Here is a 21,752-nt window from a genome sequence, read left to right as displayed (position 1 = left end):
ATTGATTTAATATATCTATATATAAGATATAAGGTGATTGTATATGAATGATTTATTACAGCGATTAGCTAGCTATAATGAAACACAAGGTTCTAAAACGGCTATTGTTATAGATTCAACTGTTTATACATATAGTGATTTATGGCAAGCTGTTTTGATGGATACTACTGAGTCTAAAGAGATACCGCTAACTACTAAAAAAGCGAGTACTGTTAAAAAGGAGTTAGCTAGAACAATTCAAAGTAATGATGTATGGTTACAGTTAACACAATGGTTACAAGGTCTACTCAAGGGATATAAGCCTATTTTATGTCATCCTGATTTAGAGGTAGCTAGAATAGCTTTATTGGAAAAAACGTATTTACAAGGCCAAACAATTCCAAGTGGAGCTGACTTTGGGGTTTTGTCTTCTGGCACAACGGGATTGCCTAAAGTATTATGGCGCTCTTTAAGCAGTTGGCTAGATTTTTTTGAGGGGCAAAATAAAATTTTTAAAGTTGATAATAAAACTGTGTTATTTTGCCAAGGTAGTTTGAGTTTTACTGGCAACTTAAATAGTTTACTCAGTGTGCTCTATGAAGGTGGCACAATTATTACCTCAGCTCATATGTCACCGCGGACTTGGGTACAATTATGTGAGCAGTGGAAAGTGACACATTGGTATTTATTACCCACAAAGCTTCGTTTGATTGTCAATATGTTACAGAATGCGTTGCCAACCTTGCAACTAATTTTTACTGGGTCTCAAACATTAGATCATAAATTATTAAACCAATTACAACAGAAACAACCTCATACGGCGTTTATTTTATATTATGGTGCTAGTGAGCTAAATTATATTACGTATTGTACAGCTGAGGAATGGTTGGCAGAACCAAATACAGTGGGCTATCCATTTCCAGGAGTTACGGTTACTCTTGATGAAATGGGGTTAATATATGTGGATACACCATATGGTATTGAAGGTATTAAATTGCCGTATTCAGTAGGTGATGAAGGCGCTTGGAGTGAATCGGGACGCCTTTTATTTAAGGGGCGCCGCAGTGCGATGATAAATAGAGGGGGCTATAAATTATCTATTCCTTATGTGGAGGGAAAATTACTAGATATAGAGGGCATTATGGATGGTGCCGTTATTGGTGTGCCTGATGAGTTACGTGGTGAACAGCCGATTGCTTTTTTAGTTCACAATAAAACAAGAGCGATACAAGATATAGTAGCTGACATTGCTATGCATTTTACGTCTAAGGAACGGCCGAAGGCGATTATTTGGCTTGAACACTTGCCATTGACGGCTTGTTCTAAGGTAGATACTAAACAATTACGAAGCATATATGAGACTTCTGCAGGTAAGCATGATAATAATATATAGTATTATTTATTGAAATAAACTACAAGATATTGTATAATAAGCAAGAACCGAACAACTGGTAGCCGTTTACGGTACCAGTTGTTTATATGTATAGGCAAATGCTTCATATAGGAAATTGATGGCCAGAGGGTCATAAAAACAATTCGTTTACGTTTATTTTTATATACTATATTTTGTAGCAACCATAGGGAGGCCTTGTCGTGTTAGAGGTAATTAAGCGGGATGGACAAAAAGTTTCATTCGATAAGTCAAAAATTGTAATCGCCATAGAAAAAGCCATGAACAGTAGTACGGGTTTGTATGAAGCGGGTTTAGCGGATCGCATTGCTAATGAAATTGAAGAATATGCCCATAAGATTGGGAAAACCTTGACTATTTATGCCATTGAAGATCAAGTGTATTACAAACTATTAGAATATAATAATCCAGCCACTGCACGAGCCTATGAAAACTACAAGGCTGTTCAAAGCTTTAAGCGTAAAGAAAATACGACGGATAAAGATGTATTTGGTTTGCTGGATCGTAGTAATGTTGCCTTGTTAGATGAGAACTCTAATAAAGATGCGGCAATTGTGTCTACACAGCGTGATTTAATTGCTGGGGAAGTGAGTAAGGATATTGCTCGGCGTAAATTAATTCCAGCTGATATTGTACAGGCTCATGATAGTGGGGCCATTCATTTTCATGACATGGATTATATTATTCAGCCTATGTTTAACTGTTGCTTGATTAATTTAAATGATATGTTAACTAATGGTACTGTTATTAATGGTAAGAAAATTGATACACCTAAATCTTTCCAAGTAGCATGTACAGTGACGACTCAAATTATTGCACAAGTAGCCTCTGGGCAGTATGGTGGTCAAAGCATTAATGGCATTGATCGTATTTTAGCGCCTTTTGTGCGTAAGTCATATGATAAGATTTTAGCGAATGTGTTAGAAGAGCAAGTTGAAATCTATGGTATGAAGCCAAATATGGAAAAAGCGGAAGAAATTGCATGGAAACGAACTCGTAAAGAAGTTAAAGATGGTATTCAAACGATTCAGTACCAAATTAATACGCTTATGACAACAAACGGGCAGGCACCTTTTGTTACTTTATTTATGCATTTTGACCCTAATAGTGAATATGCCAAAGAAGCAGCGCTTATTGATGAAGAGATTTTAAAACAGCGCATTATGGGCGTTAAAAACGAAGCGAATGTATATATTACGCCAGCATTTCCTAAATTAATTTATGTGTTGGATGAGCATAATGTACATCCTGATTCACCATATTATTATTTAACTGAATTAGCGGCTCAATGCACAGCTAAACGGATGTATCCAGATTATATTTCTGCTAAGAAAATGAAAGAAATTTATGAAGGCAATGTATTTAGTCCTATGGGTTGTCGTGCCTTTTTATCACCATGGAAAAATGAAGCTGGTGAATATGTATTTGATGGCCGCTTTAATATGGGCGTAGTGAGTTTAAATTTACCTCAAATTGGTATTTTAGCGCGCCATAGTGAAGAGCGTTTCTTTGAAATTTTAGATAAACGCCTTGACCTAGTAGAGAAAGCCTTGTTATTACGCTATGAATTGTTAAAGAATGTAACCAGTGATGTGTCTCCAATTCATTGGCAACATGGAGCTATTGCACGCCTTAAGAAAGGTGAGTCCATTAGTCAGTTCTTAATTGGTGGTTATGCTACTATTTCCATGGGCTATATTGGTATGTATGAAGCAACGAAGTTAATTACTGGTGAGTCCAATACGGGTGAAAAAGGGCGTGTATTTGCCATGAAAGTAATGGATCGTTTAAATGAAGCCATTGAAACTTGGAAACAGCGCCATAATATGGGCTTTGCTTTATATGGTACCCCAGCTGAAAGCTTGACAAATCGTTTCAGCTCTTTAGACCGAGCACGGTTTGGTGAAATTGAAGACATTACGGACAAGGGCTATTATACGAACAGCTATCATGTAAATGTACGGGAAGAAATCAATGTATTTGATAAATTCTCCTTTGAGTCAGAATTCCAGAAAAAGTCAACTGGTGGTTGTATTTCCTATGCTGAAATTCCTAATATGACAAATAATATTCCAGCTGTATTAACTATGATGCAGTATATTTATGATAATATTTCGTATGCAGAATTTAATACGAAATCTGATTATTGTCATGTTTGTGGCTTTGATGGAGAAATCAAAGTAAATGACCATAATGATTGGGAATGCCCACGTTGCCATAACACAGATCGTGATAAATTAACTGTTATTCGTCGGACTTGTGGCTACTTAGGCGAAAATTTCTGGAATGAAGGGCGCACAAAAGAAATTAAAGATAGAGTAATGCATATCTAAGTGTATTAAAGCTTATTTAGCGTTTAGGTATAGCTTAGCGTTTACTTAAAAATTATATTAAATACAGGTCATGTCGCTGGCATGACCTGTTCGTTTCAGTAAATAATTTATAGCGGATAATGGCACGCATATAATAATGAGGTAACAGTAGAGGAGGCGAACCAGTAATGAATTATGGACAAATTCGAAAATACGATATTGCCAATGGCAATGGGATTCGCACGTCTATTTTTGTTACAGGCTGCACGCATAAGTGCTTTAATTGTTTTAATGAAGAATATCAAAATCCACAGGCTGGTTCTGTTTGGACCGATAAGGAAACTGAAGAGGTTATACGTTATGTAAGTGACCCTAATGTGGCAGGTTTAACTTTATTGGGAGGCGAACCATTTCAAAATGTAGATGGCTTATTGCCTGTAGTGACTAAAGTGCGTGAAATTGTACCGCATAAGGATATATGGGCTTATTCCGGTTATACTTGGGATGAGATTGTAGAATGTCCTAATAAGCGGGCGTTGTTGGCACACTGTGATGTGTTAGTAGATGGAAAATTTGTTGATGCATTGCGAGATCCTAGTTTACGTTTTCGAGGCTCGAAGAATCAACGCATTATTGATGTTAAACAGAGTTTAGCTACCGGCGAGGTAGTGCTTGCTATGGTTTGAGAAATTTAATAGATTTTGTTTTATACTAAAAAAGAGCTAGCAACAATGTTGTTGCTAGCTCTTTTTCGTAGTAGAACTATTAGACTATTTTAGCCCCTTCTTTATACATTTCACCGCCTGCATTTGGCAATAAACCATATTTTTCAGTCCAAAGATTTTTGTATTTTAAGGCCTGATTATGAATGCGATCAATTTGAGATTCGTCAGTACGAATTACTTTGGCAGGGCAGCCTACCACTAAAGAGTAAGGCGGAATTGTTGTATTTTCTAATACAACAGCACCGGCTGCGATGATTGAGCCAGTACCGATATGGCAGCCACTTAAAACAATGGCACCCATGCCAACTAGTACATTATCTTCTAAGGTAGAAGCGTGAACGATAGCACCGTGGCCAATGGTTACATAATCGCCGAGAATACATGCTTTATCGTCGTCAACATGAAGGACTGAATTATCTTGTACATTGGTATAACGACCTACGACAATTTTATTTACATCGCCACGAGCCGCCACATTCTGCCAAAGGGAGGCAAATTCTTTAAGCTCCACATCACCAGCAATTTCAGCACCTGGCATAAGACAGCTTTTTGGATCAAGTTTAGGGTATTTTCCGTTAAATGGTAACATAATGATCACTCCTAATTAGGTGAATTTATTATATTAAAAGTATAAATACTTAATTTTTAGTATACATTAGATTGTCGTATTTGACAAAGAGAGGCAATACTAGGATTGCCTCTACGGTATGGTTCTATGCATTTGATTTAATGGTTATAAATAAGTTATAAATCAGCTAGCATAGGGGACCAAAGTATTATAAAAAGCGTTGAGCCCCTTTAATAGCTTCTTTAGCTTCGGCAATAACAGATTCTACAATAGCGCTAGCTGGTTCTACTTTAGTTAAGCGATTCAAACTTTGACCACATTGTACCGCACCATTTACGATGTCCCCTTCAACGGCTGCTTTACGATTAGTACCTACAGACATGGCTGTTAATGTTTCTTTATCAGTGCAGCTAAATTCAGCAGCTAAGTATTTTTCTGTGAATTCGTTTTTTAAGGAACGAACACCACCATGACCGCTAGTTAAACCAGTTACTGCAGAATCAGTGTCAGTTGCTTTAATAATAGCGTCTTTACAATTTTGATGCATTTGGCATTCTTCAGCTAGAATAAAGCGAGAGCCCATTTGTACGCCTTCAGCCCCCATTGTTAATGCTGCTGCTAAGGCACGGCCATCGGCAATACCACCAGCAATAATCACAGGAATATCAATTTCTGGAAGTACGTTTTCCATTAAGGCCATCGTTGTTTGCGTGCCAATATGACCACCCGCTTCTTGGCCTTCTACGATAAGAGCATCAGCACCTGCAGCGGCAACGCGTTTAGCTAGTTTAACATTTGGTACAACAGGAATTACTTTAATCCCTACAGCATGCATAGGTTCGATGAATGGTACTGGATTACCAGCGCCTAATGTTACAAAGGCAGGTTTTTCTTCTTTAATAACTTCTACAAGCTCGTCAATATTTTTTGCCATAAGCATTAAATTAACACCAAAAGGCTTAGTAGTTAATGCTTTGGCAGCTCGGATTTCTTGACGTACCCATTCTGCATCGCGACCACCAGTAGCAATTACACCAGTAGCACCAGCATTAGCTACGGCAGCAGCTAATTTATGTTCTGAGGTCCAAGCCATAGCACCTTGGATAATCGGATATTCAATACCGAGGAGTTCTGTAAATTTTGTTTTCATGTAATACCTCCTATAAAACTATTATTATGTAATGTTATGAAATCAGAATTAAAAAGAAGTAATTGAAAATGAATATTACTTCTTTTACTAATTATAAAGGTATTTGCAAAAAAAATATAGGGGAAGTTTGAAAAACACCTTACTAATTTATAAAATTTAATTTTGTAAAATGTATTAAAAGCCTTGTAGAATCTAATAAATTAGAGGGTTCATAAAATTTTGAAAAAGATAAAAAAAATATTGAACATAATCGATATTTATGATACACTATGACTGTAGATACAGTGTCTATTTTATAATGAAAGGAGGCGCAAGTGATGGAAAAATACGTATGTGTAGTATGCGGTTGGATCTATGACGAAGCTGTAGAAGGTGTTAAATTCGCTGATCAACCAGATGATTATGTTTGCCCAATTTGTGGCGTAGGTAAAGATCAATTCGAAAAAATGTAATTGATTGTAATCTAAATCATGAACTAAAAATATAGAAGCCTCCTGTAAAGGGGGCTTTTCTCATCATATGGCTATATGGAATCGCCAGGTAGTCGTATGAATTAATAAATTTGTTTGAGACAATTTAAAGAGTTGTTGATTTTTCTAAGAAAATCAACTAAGAATTGTAGAGAACAGTTTGACAAAGATAGGTTAGATAGCTATAATATTATAGTCGAGGTAAAATTATGAAACTGCAAGTAGAGCAAGCAAAAGAACACATAGGAAAGTCTTTTCCTTTTCAATTTACTGAACCAGCTACTCAGTTAGGGGATGTAACTGCTTTTCCTTGGAGCCGTCATGATATAACCATTAGTGGTGATTTTCGTTACGATGGACAGAATTTCATCGTAGAAGGAACCGTAACAACCAATGGTGATTATGAGTGCACTCGTTGTTTATGCGAGGTTGCTTATTCACAAACAACGCCATTTAATGAAACCTTTGGGGTCCTCAAGGAATGGGACGATGTTGAGGCGTCAGAGGTTGTTCCTTTTGATGGTGAGACCATTGATTTAACGGATCTCATTCGGGATACATTAATCATCAATGAGCCATCTCAAGTGTTATGTCAGGATGATTGCAAAGGATTGTGCGTTCATTGCGGAGCAAATAAAAATGTTTCACCTTGTTCTTGTGAATCCTTTGTAGTGGATCCTCGATTGGCGGTGCTTCGTACACTGCTCGATGAAAAAGATGATGATTAATTAGAAGTCCCAGTGATTATGTTAAGGAGGTGCAGATAATGGCAGTACCAAAGCGTAGATTGTCCAAATGTCGTCGCGACCGTCGTCGTGCGAACTGGAAATTAACTGTTCCAGGTTTTGTAGCTTGTCCGCAATGCCACGAACCTATGATGCCTCATCGGGTTTGCCCTACATGCGGTCATTATAAAGGAACTCAGGTTGTAAATAAGATCGCTGAATAAGACCTGCTGAGCTAATGAATAGCTCTACTATAAAAGCGTGGATATCCATTGGATATCCACGCTTTTGTCGTTTAATATAGGCTTGTTATTGCTGTTAAATGTAGATAGACGGTACTACTGGTTTGTGTTATAGTAGCGGTAACAAGAAGTTTTTATATGTATTCCATATCTTTTAGCTAATAGGTATATAATTCATAAAAGGAGGTTTATCTCATGATTCCATTGACTGAAGCACAAACTAGGTGGCAGATAAAAGTTAGACAGTTTTGTTTGGAAAAGGTAGAACCAACTGTCATTGAACGGGATAAAGCACAAATTTTTGACCGTTCTTTAGTGAATGCGGTGTTAGGGTTAGGATTAACCCGTATTTATTGGCCTACTATATACGGTGGTTTAGGCGAAGAATTTATGAACTATGCTGTGGCGTTGAAAGAATTGGCTAAATATGATGATGGCTTAGCCATTACCGTATCGGTCTGTGTAGGTCTATGTTGTGAACCTCTTGCTCGATTTGGAACAGAGGCACAAAAAGAACAGTTTTTAAAGCCTTTAGTAGCTGGTCAAGCGATAGGTGCCTTTGCTTTGACTGAAAAAGAAGCAGGGACGGATGCGAGTGGTGTACAGACGAAGGCTGAACGTACTGGTGATGAATATATTTTAAATGGTGAAAAAGTATATATTACAAATGCTGGTGAAGCAGACGTATACATTGTGTTTGCCATGACGCAGCCTGAGAATGGTACAAAAGGAATGTCTGCCTTTATTGTAACTAAAGATATGGCTGGTTTTACTGTTGGCCCTAGAGACTCTATGATGGGTTTACATACATCAACTTGTAGTAGTTTATATTTTAATAATGTAAGAGTGCCAGCCGCTAATTTATTAGGCCGTGAAGGGGACGGTTTTAAAATTGCTATGACGACCTTGGATAGCAGTCGGATTGGAGTTGCGGCACAAGCTACTGGCCTGGCAGAGGCTGCTTTAGCGAAGTCCATTGCGTATACTAAAGAGCGTGTGCAATTTGGTAAACCTTTGAGTAAGTTTCAAAATACTCAATTTCAATTAGCGGAGATGGCGATTCAAGTAGAAGCCGCTAATTTAATGTTGTATAATGTGGGGCAAGATAAAACGGCTGGCCAACCATATACCGTATCTGCTTCTATGGCTAAAAAGTTCTGTTCTGATGTAGCTATGGAGGTAACCACAAAAGCTGTGCAATTATTTGGTGGCTATGGTTATTGTGAAGATTATCCAGTAGCTCGTTTAATGCGCAATGCTAAAGTGACTCAGATCTATGAAGGGACCAATGAGGCCCAACAAATGGTAATTGGTGGTGCTTTATTACGCTAATTCTTATGGCGTAATGGTGACACATACTTGTACAGTAAATTTTATAGCGCTTAAGGCTGTAAAAGAGTAGTCAATTTTATAGCAGTTAAATTTATATAAAAATTAAAACCGTCTTAGTGTATGTTCGTTAATATTTACGTAGTTAACGGATAAAACTAAGACGGTTTTTAGTTTATAGTAAGCCTACTGATTGAAAAAACTTAGCATAGGCATCTGCTTTTTTAGTCAGGCTTAGAGGATACGCTCTAGAAGTAGATGGTAGCCTAGTAAGCTTAATATGGCGGGTACCAAATTGGAGTTCAATTGTTTCGCCTGTTTTAGGTGATTTTACTTTGTTGTCAGCCAAGCTAAGTAGTACCTCTGTTGCTTTGCCGCCAGTGGTGCCGATATATTGACAATGAGGTATTTGCGCTAATACTTCATGAATATGAACGGGATCTACTACTGTTAAAAAGGCATCTGAGGCATTGCCGCGCTCACGAATAGCTTGCCACACCGTTGGGCAAGAAGCAATACCTTTTTCTGTAAGAAAGGATTTAATTTTGTCGGCATCGAAGGCTTTGGCATCACCAGCTCTAAAATAATCTTTATCATTGAAAAAAGCTAATCCATAGACCCGCCACATATCATTTTGGAAATTAGGATAGTGGAATTGCATGGCTCGTTTATCGGCGGCTGGTGGGAAGGTGCCCATGCACATAACAGTCGCTTGCGGTGGTAGAAATGGGGGAAATGGAAGCGACTCTACAGGCTGATTGGTTATATGGTCTATTTTATTGGCTGACCTTGCTTTAGATAGTTTTGTATGTTTTGTTGTAGTTGCATTCATAATAAAAACCCCTCTTTATGATACTTACTGATAGTAGTTTGCTGTTGAGCTAGTTACTATATAAAGTATAACATATAAGAGGGGTTCTTCTGTTGCGTAGAGCACATATTAATGGTAGAGCGCTATTAACAATGGTAGTACTTTTAGGAAATGCATTTAGCCTTTATAATGGGCTTTAATGTAATTGGCTATAGCATCGATTATATCTTTTTGGCTCATACCGGTTCGCTCGCAGGCCATCCCAATCGTTGCTTTGCGTGCCATAATTTTACCGAATGGCGTATTGAGCATTTTAAAACTGCTATTAATAGTTGGCATATATTGGCGTAAACCTTCTACTTTATCGAAGAGGTCGAAGAGTTTCGTATCTGCTGTAATAGTAATACCTTTAATAGTGATAGTATGGGCTGTAGCTTCTGGTGTAGTATTTTTATCAAGGGCTGTATTTACTGAGTCTGTTGTAGCGGCATCAACTGTATCTCCGTGAGTTTCAGAATCCCAAGTTAAGAGGGTACGGGAGCCTTCTAAACTGCGAATGCGTGTGCAATCTTGCATCATTTCAAGTACGCCTTTAAAATTACCAGCTTCATCACGAACGGCTGTATAGAGAATATAGATGAAGGCTTCTGGTTTATTAATCCAAAACTCAGCTTTGTCTTGTTCGCCGGAACGGAATTTCTCAATGATTTCTTCTACTAAATGAACACTTTTGGCAGGATGACAGTTGCGCACTTCGCGGCCAATAACATTAGCACTGCGAGGGAAGATGCGATGTTTAGTGTCGCTGTAGAATTTAACTAATTCATGCTCATCTACATAAGATAGGTCAACGGGCATATGTTTGAAAAGTAAATTGATACGTTCTAAAGAGAGTTTGCCTGTGGCTACATCGAGTTCAGTTTCAGGTGATGGCATAGGGTTCATATTATATTTGCCTAAGAGCGCGGCCAAGTCTTGCATAAAGTTTGCTGTTTTAGTGTCAGTAATATCTATAGGTGAGGTTGCAATATCTTTTCCTGTTACCTTCATGTCACCGTAGTAAGGTGGTGGAGTAATTAGAGCAAAACCTATTTCATGATCACCGCGACTCATATAGCTAAATTCATCTTCGTTTACAAGTTTCCATGCTGTAGGAAGTAATACTTCTTGTTCTTTATCAGCTAAATCGCGGAAGGCATCAATCATCTTAGGTTGAAGGGTTAAGAATTGGTCTACTTCATCTGCTTGTAATAGGCGACGACTTTCGCTAATTAGGTCACGCACTTTGTCATCGAAGGTCCACATAATTTTAGTAGGGCGATCAAAGCCGTATTTTTCAAGTGCTGGATATAGTTGATTTTGTTTGCGTGATAAATGACGAGACCATTCGCTTAGTTTGTCATATACGCCAAGCCATGGATTTTTGATGAAATGGGGCGTTTTAAGGAGTTCCTCTGCTTCGTTCATGAGGGTAAGTCCTGCTGTAATTTCAGCTACATATACCCATAGCGGATGATTTTCTGGATATGTGTTGTCAGCTCTTACTAAAATGCCATCAAATAAGGCGAGTAAATCATCCATGCGATGGGTAATTTCTTCATCCGTATAAGATCCTTTTAATTGCTGTTCTCCATAGGCAAATTCATCTGGTGTACAGGTGCCAATATATTGTTTTAGAAGTGCTTGTCCTTCTTCAAGGGATAAGTTACCGCTTAAATAATTGTCTTTAATTTCAATCATTTTTGCTAAGCGTTGATCATTGTCTAAGCCAAGGGCTGATTTCATAGTAGTCATAAGTAAGTCTCCTTTGTGTATGCTAGTTTTACATTATTAGTTTCTTTACTGTGCAATATATAGTATTAATATATATGTAATAATAATAGGGAAGCAGTTGTGTTCTGCTTATATTTTCATTATAATGGAGTTGAAAATAGTTTTCAGTAGCTAGGGCTACATATTTAAAATGGAAACTGTTTTTAAGTCATTTTTTTAGTCATTTATAATTTTTACTTGCATAATCGCCCTTTGTGACATATAATTGTAATGAAGTATTATTACTTGGTCATAAAAGGTGGTACCATGAGTCGGATAAAGAAGCAAGAGCGACAGCAGTTATTGCAAGAAAAACTGAATAATACGCCCTTCGTTACCGATGAGGAGTTGGCCATCTTTTTTAATGTCAGCGTGCCAACGATTCGCCTTGATCGGTTAGAATTAGGGATTCCAGAATTAAGGGAACGCATTAGAGCGCGTGTAGAAGGACTAGCACCAAGTGCCAATGATCATGGTCATATAGAAGTTGTAGGGGAATTAATTGATCTTACCGCTGGTGAACAGGGTCTTAGTATATTGCGAACCAGAGAGGACATGACAGATTGTAATGGTTATGTAGAGCCACAGTATTTATATGCACAGGCTGACTCTCTAGCTAAAGCAGTGTTGGGTGTACCTGCTGTTTTAGCTGGCGTTGGTAATATTAAATATAAAAGTCCGGTCAAAGCGGATTGTAATTTAGTGGCCAAAGCCTCCGTAGTACGTCAACGAGGTGAGAAGTATTTTATCTGGGTCACAATTAAGGATAAGGTAAAAGAAGTCTTTCGGGCGAAGTTCATAATGGAGCCCATTCAGAATAGGGTGTAAGTATATGAAAATTGCAGTAGATGCTATGGGTGGTGATTTCGCACCCTACGAAATTGTACGTGGTGCGATTGATGCAGCAAAAGCATTTCCTAAGATAACAATATTTTTAGTGGGTGATGAAGCACAGATTCGTCAAGTATTAGAAGAATTTGGGCAACAAAATAATCCACAATTGATTATTCAACATGCCAGTGAAGTTATTGAAATGAGTGAGCATCCTGGCACGGCAGTACGCAAGAAAAAAGATGCGTCTGTTATAGTAGCCACTCGCTTGGTGAAGCAAAAAGTATGTGATGCCGTGATTGCACCAGGTAGTACCGGTGCTGCGGTAGCGGCAGCCTTATTTGGCTTAGGGCGTATTAAAGGTATTGATCGACCTATGATTGCAACACCTATTCCTACGCCACAAGGTGTTACCGTTATGCTTGATTCAGGAGCAAATGCAAACTGTAAACCAAAACATTTGGTACAGGGGGCTATTATGGGCTTTGAATATGCACGTTTAATGTTTGGTAAAACAAACCCGACTGTTGGCTTGCTTAATATTGGTGAAGAATCAACTAAGGGTAATGACTTGTGTTTAGCTACATATCCTTTATTAGAACAGCTAAAAACAATTCCGTTTAAAGGAAATGTAGAAGGCCGTGATATTCCTAAAGGAACTGTAGATGTAGTTGTATGTGATGGCTTTACTGGTAATGTGGTGCTAAAATTAGCTGAAGGCCTTGTAGGGGTTATGACGCAAATTATTAAAGATGGCATCAAAAATGGTGGTTTATTAGCTAAAATTGGAGCAGCTTTAATTGCCCCTGTATTTAAAAAGGTTCGAAAACGCCTTGACCATACAGAAAATGGCGGTGCTCCTTTATTAGGTGTGAATGGTGTGTTTTTAATTTCCCATGGCAGTTCAAAAGCAAAGGAAATCTTAACAGCGATTAAAATTGCTAGTGAGTTGGTGGAACAAAAAATTATTCAAAACATTCAACAGAGTATAGAAGAAGAAGGAGCTATCAAATATGACGATGTGGACTAAGCCAGTCGGTATTATTGGTACAGGTAGTTTTGTACCAGATAATATTGTGACTAACGCTGATCTAGAAAAAATCGTAGACACGAATGATCAATGGATTCGTGAACGCACCGGCATTGAAGAACGTCGCATTGCCCCAGAAGGTATGAATGCCTCTGATATGGCAACTGAAGCGGCTCGTCGCGCTATGGACAGTGCAGGCTTGACGGCTGAAGATATTGATTGTATTATTGTAGCGACTTTAACTGGCGATATGAGTATTCCTTCCACGGCTTGTTTAGTACAAGCTAACTTGGGAGCTACTAATGCAGCTGCTTTTGATTTAGGTGCTGCTTGCTCAGGCTTTGTATATGGTTTAATTACCGCTGGAAGTTATGTAAGTAACCAGTTATTTAAACATGTACTAGTTATCGGCGTTGAAGTAATGTCCCGCGTTATTAATTGGCAAGACAGAGGCACCTGTGTTTTATTTGGTGATGGCGCTGGTGCTGCTGTTGTATCGACCGTACCAGAAGGATATGGTATGTTAGGTATGGATATGGGGGCGAGTGGCGCTGGTGGAATGGCTTTATGCATTCCTGCGAGTGGCACTGCCATGATTCAGAATGATAAACGCATTGAAGAAGGCCTAACCTATATTCATATGGATGGCGCTGAAGTTTATAAATTTGCAGTAAAAACTATGGGGCGTACAGCTCTTAAAGCTTTAGACCGGGCCGGTTTGAAGTTAGAGGATTTGGACCGTTTCATTCCTCACCAAGCAAATAAACGAATTATTGACTCGGCTGCACATCGCTTAAAAATGCCAGAAGAAAAAGTATTTATTAATTTGCCAAAGTATGGCAATACATCAGCTGCATCCATTGGTATTGCTTTGGATGAAGCGGTACGATCTGGCTTTGTAAAACGAGATCATACAGTCGCCTTTGCTGGCTTTGGAGCTGGCTTAACTTGGGCAGGCTTGGTAATGAAATGGTACTAAGGAGGAACAACCATCATGATTAAGACTGATATTTGTGATTTATTAGGGATTGAGTATCCTATATTCCAAGGTGGTATGGCTTGGCTCGGTACCGCTGAACTTGCTGCGGCTGTGTCTGAAGGAGGCGGTCTTGGCATTATTGGGGCTGGTCATATGCCACCAGATGTATTTCGTAATGAAATTCATAAATTAAAAGAACGTACAAGCAAACCATTTGGTTGTAATATTATGTTAATGTCACCATTTGTAAAAGAAGTTATGCAAGTGGTATTAGAAGAACGAGTACCAGTTATTACAACTGGTGCTGGCAATCCAAGTACTTATGTGCCAGCATTAAAAGAAATCGGCACTAAAGTAATTCCTGTAGTAGCGTCTGTATTGTTAGCTAAACGTTTATTGCGTGGTGGGATTGATGCAGTGGTAGCTGAAGGTACTGAATCAGGTGGTCACGTAGGGGAAATTACGACTATGTGTTTAATTCCTCAAATTGCTGATGCTGTTAATGTACCAGTTATTGCTGCTGGTGGTATTGCCGATGGCCGTGGCGCAGCGGCTGCATTTGCTTTAGGTGCTAGTGCAGTACAAATGGGTAGCCGTTTCGTATTATCCGAAGAATGTATTGCCCATCCAAATTACAAGGAAGCAGTACTTAAAGCAAAAGACCGCTCTACAGTAATGACAGGTCTTACAACAGGACATCCAGTTCGTATTTTAGAAAACTTATTATCCCATCAATATCAAGAATTAGAATTCAGTGGGGCACCAAAAGAACAGTTAGAAGAATTAGGTGCTGGCGCGCTTCGTAAAGCCGCTATTGAAGGGGATGTTAAAAATGGCTCTGTTATGATTGGGCAGATTTCTGGTATGTTACATGATGTAAAACCATGTGCTCAAATCATTAAAGATATTATGAGCGAAACTGAAACCGTAATTGGTGGCTTACAGAAAATCATTAAATAATACAGGAGGCGTTACTAGTGAAAACAGCATTTGTATTTCCTGGCCAAGGTTCTCAAAAAGTAGGTATGCTTCAAGATTTATACAATGAATATGACATTGTAAAACAGCGTTTTGCTGAAGCAGATGAAGCATTAGGTTATTCTATTTCTAAATTATGCTTTGAAGGACCTGATACTGAATTAGTTAAGACTGCTAATACACAGCCAGCTATTTTGACAGCTAGTGTAGCATGTTATGAAATACTCAAAGAAAAAGGCTTTACTCCTGATATTGTAGGTGGTCATAGCTTAGGTGAATATAGTGCTTTAGTTGCAGCAGGTGTCCTTGATTTTAAAGATGCCGTATACGTTGTTCATAAACGTGGCGAATTCATGCAAGATGCTGTGCCATTAGGCGAAGGTGCTATGGCAGCTATTTTAGCCTTACCTCGTGAAGAAGTAGTAGCTATTTGTGAAAAAATTAATAACGAAGTAGGTTCTGTACAAGCGGTTAATTTTAACTGCCCAGGTCAAATCGTTATTGCTGGTGCTACTGCAGCGGTAGAAAAAGCAGCGGAAGAAATGAAAGCAGCAGGCGCTAAACGGGCTGTTATGTTACCGGTAAGTGCTCCATTCCATAGTCGTTTAATGGAACCAGCAGCTGCTCGTTTGAAAGAAGAATTAGACAAAATTACTGTAAACGATGCAGCGATTCCAGTAGTCGTCAATGTAACTGGTGAAATTTTAACCGATGCCAATGCTATTAAAAAATCTCTTGTAGTGCAAGCTGCTCATCCAGTACTTTGGGAAGACTGTGTAGCAACTATGATTAATGAAGGTGTTGGTGCATTTGTAGAAGTAGGTCCAGGTAAAGTATTAACTGGGTTTACGAAGAAGATTAATAAGGAAATGCAATTAGCGAATGTTGAAGATGTAGATTCCTTAGCAAAAACTCTTGAATTTTTACAGGGGGTTCGATAAAATGCATTTAACAGATAAAGTTGCTTTAGTAACAGGTGCTTCTCGTGGTATTGGCCGTGCGATTGCTATTTTAATGGCAAAGCAAGGGGCTGATGTAGTTGTAAACTACAGTGGCAGTGAAGGCGCTGCGCAAGAAACAGTAGATGCTATTTTAGCGCTTGGTCGCAAAGCGATTAAAGTAAAAGCTAATGTAGGCAATGCTGAAGAAGTGGCTGCTATGGTTGAAGAAGCTCATACAGCATTTGGTCGTATTGATATTTTAGTGAATAATGCAGGTATCACTCGTGATGTCTTGCTTATGCGCATGAAAGACAATGACTGGGATGATGTTATGAACATCAATCTTAAAGGCGTATATCTTGTAACCAAAGCCGTTTCAAAAATTATGATGAAACAGCGTAGTGGTAAAATTGTAAATATGACATCTGTAGTTGGTGTGACTGGTAATGCTGGTCAAGCTAATTATAGTGCTTCTAAAGCAGGGGTAATTGGTTTTACTAAAACTTGTGCTAAAGAATTGGCAAGCCGTGGTATTACGGTAAATGCGATTGCACCAGGTTTTATTCACACTGATATGACAGATGTTTTACCTGATAAAGTGAAAGAAGCAATGGTTCAGACAATTCCATTAGGACGTATGGCTGAACCAGAAGAAGTAGCTGTAGTAGCTACCTTCTTAGCAAGTGATATGGCAAGTTACATTACTGGTCAAGTCATTAATGTTGATGGTGGCATGGTGATGTAGGTACATATATAGTGCAATAGTGAAAGGAGGTGAAATCACAATGACCACGTTTGATAAAGTAAAAGCGATCGTTGTGGAACAGTTAGGCGTTGACGAAGCTGAAGTTAAGATTGATTCTACATTCATTGACGACTTAGGAGCTGACTCCTTAGACATCGTTGAATTGATCATGGCTTTCGAAGAAGAATTCAATGTTGAAATTCCTGATGATGTAGCTGAAAAAATTAAAACAGTGAAAGATACGGTAGAATACATCGATTCTATCAAAGAAGCGTAAGACTTGTGCACCGTTAGGGGGCTGTACGCCCCCTAGTCGGTATACGTAACAGGAGGAATTTATAGTGAAGCTCCCTGAACTTCGCATAGGAAATCTGGTGGCAAAGGTGCCCATTATTCAAGGTGGCATGGCAATCAGATTGTCTACAGCACGTCTTGCTGCGGCTGTAGCTAATGAAGGTGGCATTGGTCTCATTGCGGCCTCCGGTATGCCATTTGATGAATTACGTTATGAAATTAAATTAGCTCGAAAATTATCACCTACGGGTATTATTGGTATAAATGCAATGGTAGCAGCCTCTGGTTTTGCTGGCCTTGTGCAAACTGCAATTGAAGAAGGCATTGACCTTGTCGTTGCAGGCGCAGGTTTTTCTCGTGATATGTTTGGTATGGGGAAAGAATCAGGTACGCCCATTGTACCGATTGTGTCCTCTGGAAAATTAGCTCGTATTTCCGAAGGATTAGGTGCGGCAGCTGTCATCGTTGAAGGCAGTGAAGCAGGCGGTCATTTAGGTACGAATCGCTCATCTCGTGAAATTGTACCTGAAGTTGTAAAAGCCGTTAAAAATATTCCTGTAATTGGCGCGGGCGGTGTGTTAGACGGGAAAGATATTGTAGAAATGATTAAGCTAGGTGCTAATGGCGTCCAAATGGGTAGCCGTTTTGCTGCTAGTGTAGAATGCAATGCATCGGACGAATTGAAAAAAATGTACGTACGTACAACGAAACCGGAAGATGTAGTGTTAATAGAAAGTCCAGTGGGTCTACCAGGACAGGCAATACGCAACAAATTTGCCACCACTGTATTGGATGGTACTGTACCACCACCAACTGAATGTGATCGTTGTTTAAAACATTGCTCTCATAGATTCTGTTTAATTAAAGCACTGGAACGAGCACAACAAGGTGATGTGGAGAATGGTTTAGTATTCTCCGGCAATAATATGCGCAAAGTAGATGAGATTTTGCCAGTTAAGGAAATTTTCGCTCGTTTATTGAAGGAAGTTTCCCAGATTGATTAATGTATTTCAATGCATAGTTTACATGTGAGGTGAAATAATTGGAAAAACGTGTTGTTATTACTGGTTTAGGGGCTGTAACGCCTGTAGGCACTGGTAAAGAGGCTTTTTATGAAGCGTTATTAGCAGGTAAATCTGGTATCGGTCCGATTACGCATTTTGATGCTTCAGAATATGCTACCCGCATTGCTGGTGAAGTGAAGGATTTTGATATTACTGAATATGGTGTAGAGAAGAAAGAGTCCCGTCGTATGGACCGTTCCTCTCAATTTGCAATCGCTGCAGCAGTTCTTGCTTTGCGCGATTCTGATCTTGATTTGGATAAAGAAGATCGTGACCGTTGTGGTACTGTAGTAGGTACTGGTATCGGTGGGATTGACTCTATCCACGATGTATATGTAACGTTATTTGACAAAGGACCTAATCGTGTAAGTCCATTTGCTGTACCTATGATGATTGCTAACATGGTATCTGGCCGTGTATCTATTGAACTTGGTCTTCGTGGCCCAGCGATTACAGATATTACTGCTTGTGCTTCTGGCACTAACTCCATTGGCGATGCATTCCGTATCGTAGCTCGTGGGGATGCTGATATTATGTTTGCTGGTGGTACTGAAGCGGCTATTTCTCCAGCGGCTGTAGCTGGTTTTGCTGCTATGAAAGCAATGTCTACACGCAATGATGAACCTGAAAAAGCATCTCGTCCATTTGACGCAGACCGTGATGGTTTTGTAATGGGTGAAGGGGCAGGTATCGTTGTTCTTGAAGAATTAGAACATGCGAAAGCTCGTGGTGCTCATATTTACGCAGAAGTAATTGGTTATGGTAGCAATGGTGATGCGTATCACATTACAGCGCCAGCACCAGGTGGTTTACAAGCGCGTAAATGTATGGAATTGGCAATTAAAGACGCTGGTATTGATCCTAGCGAAATTAATTATATCAATGCTCATGGTACATCTACTGGTCTTAATGACAAGAATGAAACTATGGCAATCAAAGAATTATTTGGGGAACATGCTAATACATTAGCAATTAACTCCACTAAATCTATGACAGGCCATTTATTGGGGGCTGCTGGTGCTATTGAAGCTATTGTAATGGCTATGGCTATTGAAACTGGCAAAATTCACCCAACTATTAACTTAACGAACCCAGATCCAGAACTTGATTTGGATTATGTAAAAGAAGGAGCTCGTGAGTTAAAAGTTAATTGTGCTCTTTCCAATTCCTTTGGTTTTGGCGGACATAATGCGACGTTACTAGTTCGTCGTTACGAGGACTAATTGAGCGGCCGTAAGACTCATAAGACAATCTCGCACCAAGCTCGCGAAGCAGCGCTTCGAGAGCTTGTGGCGCGTTTGCGGATTCCTTTGACAGATATTAATTTGCTCGACAGAGCGTTTACGCATACGTCTTATGCCAATGAGAATAGAGCAGCTCGCGTTAAACATAATGAGCGTCTTGAATTTTTAGGAGACGCTGTATTAGATTTAATTATCGGTGAGTATCTGTTTACTACATATCCTCAAATGACTGAGGGTGAACTGACGAAGATAAAGGCAGCTACTGTTTGTGAAACGTCACTAGCTACTTGTAGTGCTAAATTAAATTTTGGCAACTATTTATTATTAGGTCGCGGTGAAGCGACTTCTGGTGGCCGTGAACGCGCCTCTATTTTGGCGGATACATTTGAGGCGGTTATAGGCGCTTTATATGTAAATACTTCCTATGAAGTAGCAGCACAGTTCGTATTGAGTCATTTGAAAGGATATTTAGAAAAGGCTAAAGCTGGTAAGCTTGGCAAAGATTATAAAACAATGTTGCAAGAATATGTGCAACAAGATGGGGAAAAGCAAATTGTTTACACTTTACTAAGTGAGTCTGGACCTGACCATGACAAGATTTTTTGCATGGAAGTGCGTATTGAAGGCGTTGCTTATGGTTCAGGTACTGGTAAGAGTAAAAAAGAAGCAGAACAAAATGCAGCACAAGTTACGTTAGATTATTTAGAAGGCAAACGAGCTTGTCAGTTATAATTAGGTATATGTAAATAGAGGAGCGGCTAATCCGCTCCTTTTTCGTATAGAAAGTGAGTCATCTTATGGCTGTAAGCATTGAAATAATGAAATCAGATATTGCGGTACCTTCTAAAGGTCTAACAAAGAAAAAGCATGGCCTTATTCCTTTTTATATTCCTCATGCAGGTTGTCCACAGCAATGTATTTTTTGTAATCAGCATCGGATTTCTAGTGGTGGTGCACGAGCTACTGCAGTGGATGTGAAAGCGACTATTGAAGAATATATAGGCACTGAACGAGAGTTAAAATACTGGGAAGTGGCTTTTTATGGGGGCAGTTTTTCTGCTTTACCCAAAGAATTACAGATTTCTTTATTAGAGCCTGCTTATGAAGCTTTACAAGGTGGTCTTATTGATGGCATCCGTTGTTCTACACGACCTGATGCATTAAGTGATGAAGCTATTGATTTGCTCGTAGCCTATGGGGTGAGTACAGTTGAAATAGGAGTACAATCCATGGATGAGACCATTCTTGTTAACTCTAAACGAGGGCATACAAGTGCTGACGTTGTAGGGGCGGTAGGGCGTTTACAAAGACGTGGCTTAACTGTAGGTATACAATTATTACCTGGTTTACCTGGTGAAAATTGGCATACTTTGGTGCCTACGGCAGTGAAGGTAGGCCGTTTACAGCCTGATTTTGTACGTATTTACCCTGTATTAGTTATTGCTGATACGGAATTGGCAGAGGCAGTAGCTGAAGGGACTTATACGCCTTTAACCGTTGAGGAAGCAGTAGCCTATAGTGCGTTTTTAAAAACTTATTTTGAAGATAAGCAGATTGAAGTAATACGGACAGGTCTGCAAAGTACGCCAGAATTAGATGCTGGCATCGGCCTAGTGGGCGGACCTTATGAACCAGCTATGGGCGAATTGGTTGTTAATTGTCAATGGCAGCAAAAGCTGGAAGGCGTATTACAGGCTCATGAAGCGGAGTTTATGTTTGCATCACATACTGTCTCTACTTTAGGCTCTCAGAGACAGCGTAAAAAGCTGATTACCATTATATATCCACGGTCATTGACTTCGAAACTGCGTGGAGAAAAGCAACGGAATATGAAGTATTTTGCTACAAAATATAGTCAGTATAATTGGCAGTGGTGTGAATGGGATTCTAAGGTGGCTCAAAATATATGGTCTAAATGGGAAGTAACTGGTTTTGTGATTGGCGATGCGAGCGATGAAGTTAAGGCGGCAAAAACTACTGAAGGACTGAACCATAGTTATATGGCGAAAAATAAAGAGAATGTGTGTTTGATTATCGATAATATTAGGTATACTGTGGTATAATAAAAGGTACGTTATTATAAGAATTTTTGACTCACAGAAAGGTGGTTAG

22 protein-coding genes are annotated in these 21,752 nt (G+C 39.1%); 18 read left to right on the top strand and 4 right to left on the bottom strand.

The genetic code is table 11. The annotated features are described in order from the left end of the window. Positions 1 to 43 precede the first annotated feature (43 nt). The 3 genes from NFR44_RS02915 (at position 44) to nrdG (ending at position 4,388) form a co-directional block, all read left to right on the top strand. Positions 44 to 1,372, top strand: a complete 1,329-nt coding sequence (locus NFR44_RS02915) for an AMP-binding protein (RefSeq protein WP_251441013.1) — start codon at positions 44 to 46, stop codon at positions 1,370 to 1,372. 200 nt (positions 1,373 to 1,572) lie between these two features. After that, positions 1,573 to 3,723, top strand: a complete 2,151-nt coding sequence (gene nrdD / locus NFR44_RS02910) for an anaerobic ribonucleoside-triphosphate reductase (RefSeq protein ID WP_251441010.1) — start codon at positions 1,573 to 1,575, stop codon at positions 3,721 to 3,723. A gap of 167 nt (positions 3,724 to 3,890) precedes the next feature. Further along, positions 3,891 to 4,388 (top strand): anaerobic ribonucleoside-triphosphate reductase activating protein, encoded by a 498-nt coding sequence (gene nrdG, locus NFR44_RS02905; protein WP_251441008.1) that lies wholly within the window; start codon positions 3,891 to 3,893, stop codon positions 4,386 to 4,388. 79 nt (positions 4,389 to 4,467) lie between these two features. On the opposite strand, the gene NFR44_RS02900 is transcribed toward nrdG, so the two are convergent. Then, positions 4,468 to 5,016, bottom strand: coding sequence for a gamma carbonic anhydrase family protein (locus NFR44_RS02900; RefSeq protein WP_251441006.1), 549 nt, complete (start codon positions 5,014 to 5,016; stop codon positions 4,468 to 4,470). Between the two features lie 187 nt (positions 5,017 to 5,203). Then, the gene (locus NFR44_RS02895) at positions 5,204 to 6,145 is read right to left on the bottom strand and encodes a nitronate monooxygenase (RefSeq protein WP_251441004.1); all 942 of its coding nucleotides are present in this window, start codon (positions 6,143 to 6,145) and stop codon (positions 5,204 to 5,206) included. Positions 6,146 to 6,462: 317 nt separating this feature from the next. Between NFR44_RS02895 and NFR44_RS02890 the strand changes: the two genes are divergently transcribed. The 4 genes from NFR44_RS02890 (at position 6,463) to NFR44_RS02875 (ending at position 8,914) form a co-directional block, all read left to right on the top strand. Then, positions 6,463 to 6,597: a rubredoxin gene (locus NFR44_RS02890; protein WP_115309394.1), complete on the top strand. Its 135-nt coding sequence runs from the start codon at positions 6,463 to 6,465 to the stop codon at positions 6,595 to 6,597. A gap of 227 nt (positions 6,598 to 6,824) precedes the next feature. Continuing rightward, on the top strand, positions 6,825 to 7,343 hold the full coding sequence (locus NFR44_RS02885; RefSeq protein ID WP_251441001.1) for a YceD family protein: 519 nt from the start codon (positions 6,825 to 6,827) through the stop codon (positions 7,341 to 7,343). Positions 7,344 to 7,381: 38 nt separating this feature from the next. Beyond that, complete coding sequence (gene rpmF / locus NFR44_RS02880) at positions 7,382 to 7,564, top strand: 50S ribosomal protein L32 (RefSeq protein ID WP_127058221.1); 183 nt, start codon at positions 7,382 to 7,384, stop codon at positions 7,562 to 7,564. 213 nt (positions 7,565 to 7,777) lie between these two features. After that, entirely contained in the window at positions 7,778 to 8,914 is a 1,137-nt protein-coding gene (locus NFR44_RS02875; protein WP_251440999.1) for an acyl-CoA dehydrogenase family protein, read from the top strand. Between the two features lie 172 nt (positions 8,915 to 9,086). On the opposite strand, the gene NFR44_RS02870 is transcribed toward NFR44_RS02875, so the two are convergent. Beyond that, entirely contained in the window at positions 9,087 to 9,614 is a 528-nt protein-coding gene (locus tag NFR44_RS02870; RefSeq protein WP_251441363.1) for a DNA glycosylase, read from the bottom strand. Positions 9,615 to 9,899: 285 nt separating this feature from the next. Further along, positions 9,900 to 11,516, bottom strand: a complete 1,617-nt coding sequence (locus NFR44_RS02865; RefSeq protein ID WP_251440997.1) for a DUF438 domain-containing protein — start codon at positions 11,514 to 11,516, stop codon at positions 9,900 to 9,902. A gap of 285 nt (positions 11,517 to 11,801) precedes the next feature. On the opposite strand from NFR44_RS02865, the gene fapR reads away from it, so the two are divergent. The 11 genes from fapR to NFR44_RS02810 all read left to right on the top strand — a co-directional run bounded on the left by fapR (position 11,802) and on the right by NFR44_RS02810 (position 21,703). Next, the gene (fapR, locus tag NFR44_RS02860; RefSeq protein ID WP_251440995.1) at positions 11,802 to 12,362 is read left to right on the top strand and encodes a transcription factor FapR; all 561 of its coding nucleotides are present in this window, start codon (positions 11,802 to 11,804) and stop codon (positions 12,360 to 12,362) included. 4 nt (positions 12,363 to 12,366) lie between these two features. Further along, positions 12,367 to 13,395 carry a phosphate acyltransferase PlsX gene (gene plsX, locus NFR44_RS02855; RefSeq protein WP_251440993.1) on the top strand — a complete coding sequence of 343 codons (1,029 nt, stop codon included), beginning with the start codon at positions 12,367 to 12,369 and terminating at the stop codon, positions 13,393 to 13,395. Beyond that, positions 13,379 to 14,374, top strand: a complete 996-nt coding sequence (locus NFR44_RS02850) for a beta-ketoacyl-ACP synthase III (protein ID WP_251440991.1) — start codon at positions 13,379 to 13,381, stop codon at positions 14,372 to 14,374. The genes plsX and NFR44_RS02850 overlap by 17 nt, the downstream gene beginning before the upstream one ends. Positions 14,375 to 14,389: 15 nt before the next feature. Then, a complete protein-coding gene (fabK, locus tag NFR44_RS02845; RefSeq protein WP_162099640.1) occupies positions 14,390 to 15,334 on the top strand; it encodes an enoyl-[acyl-carrier-protein] reductase FabK in 945 nt (314 codons plus the stop codon). Between the two features lie 17 nt (positions 15,335 to 15,351). After that, positions 15,352 to 16,293: an ACP S-malonyltransferase gene (gene fabD, locus NFR44_RS02840; RefSeq protein WP_251440989.1), complete on the top strand. Its 942-nt coding sequence runs from the start codon at positions 15,352 to 15,354 to the stop codon at positions 16,291 to 16,293. A 1-nt stretch (position 16,294) separates the two neighbouring features. Further along, positions 16,295 to 17,038, top strand: coding sequence for a 3-oxoacyl-[acyl-carrier-protein] reductase (fabG, locus tag NFR44_RS02835; RefSeq protein ID WP_251440987.1), 744 nt, complete (start codon positions 16,295 to 16,297; stop codon positions 17,036 to 17,038). Positions 17,039 to 17,078: 40 nt separating this feature from the next. Next, positions 17,079 to 17,315: an acyl carrier protein gene (locus NFR44_RS02830; RefSeq protein WP_006554975.1), complete on the top strand. Its 237-nt coding sequence runs from the start codon at positions 17,079 to 17,081 to the stop codon at positions 17,313 to 17,315. Between the two features lie 64 nt (positions 17,316 to 17,379). Then, the gene (locus tag NFR44_RS02825) at positions 17,380 to 18,336 is read left to right on the top strand and encodes an NAD(P)H-dependent flavin oxidoreductase (RefSeq protein ID WP_251440985.1); all 957 of its coding nucleotides are present in this window, start codon (positions 17,380 to 17,382) and stop codon (positions 18,334 to 18,336) included. Positions 18,337 to 18,374: 38 nt separating this feature from the next. Beyond that, positions 18,375 to 19,619, top strand: coding sequence for a beta-ketoacyl-ACP synthase II (gene fabF, locus NFR44_RS02820; protein WP_251440983.1), 1,245 nt, complete (start codon positions 18,375 to 18,377; stop codon positions 19,617 to 19,619). After that, a complete protein-coding gene (gene rnc / locus NFR44_RS02815) occupies positions 19,620 to 20,372 on the top strand; it encodes a ribonuclease III (RefSeq protein WP_251440981.1) in 753 nt (250 codons plus the stop codon). Positions 20,373 to 20,458: 86 nt separating this feature from the next. After that, entirely contained in the window at positions 20,459 to 21,703 is a 1,245-nt protein-coding gene (locus NFR44_RS02810) for an elongator complex protein 3 (protein ID WP_251440978.1), read from the top strand. Positions 21,704 to 21,752: the final 49 nt, after the last annotated feature.

The sequence above is a fragment of the Veillonella intestinalis genome (genome assembly GCF_943193155.1).
Taxonomy (GTDB): domain Bacteria; phylum Bacillota; class Negativicutes; order Veillonellales; family Veillonellaceae; genus Veillonella_A; species Veillonella_A intestinalis.
The sequence above is the reverse complement of the archived record's forward strand: the minus strand, read 5'-3'. Positions and strand labels throughout refer to the sequence as shown.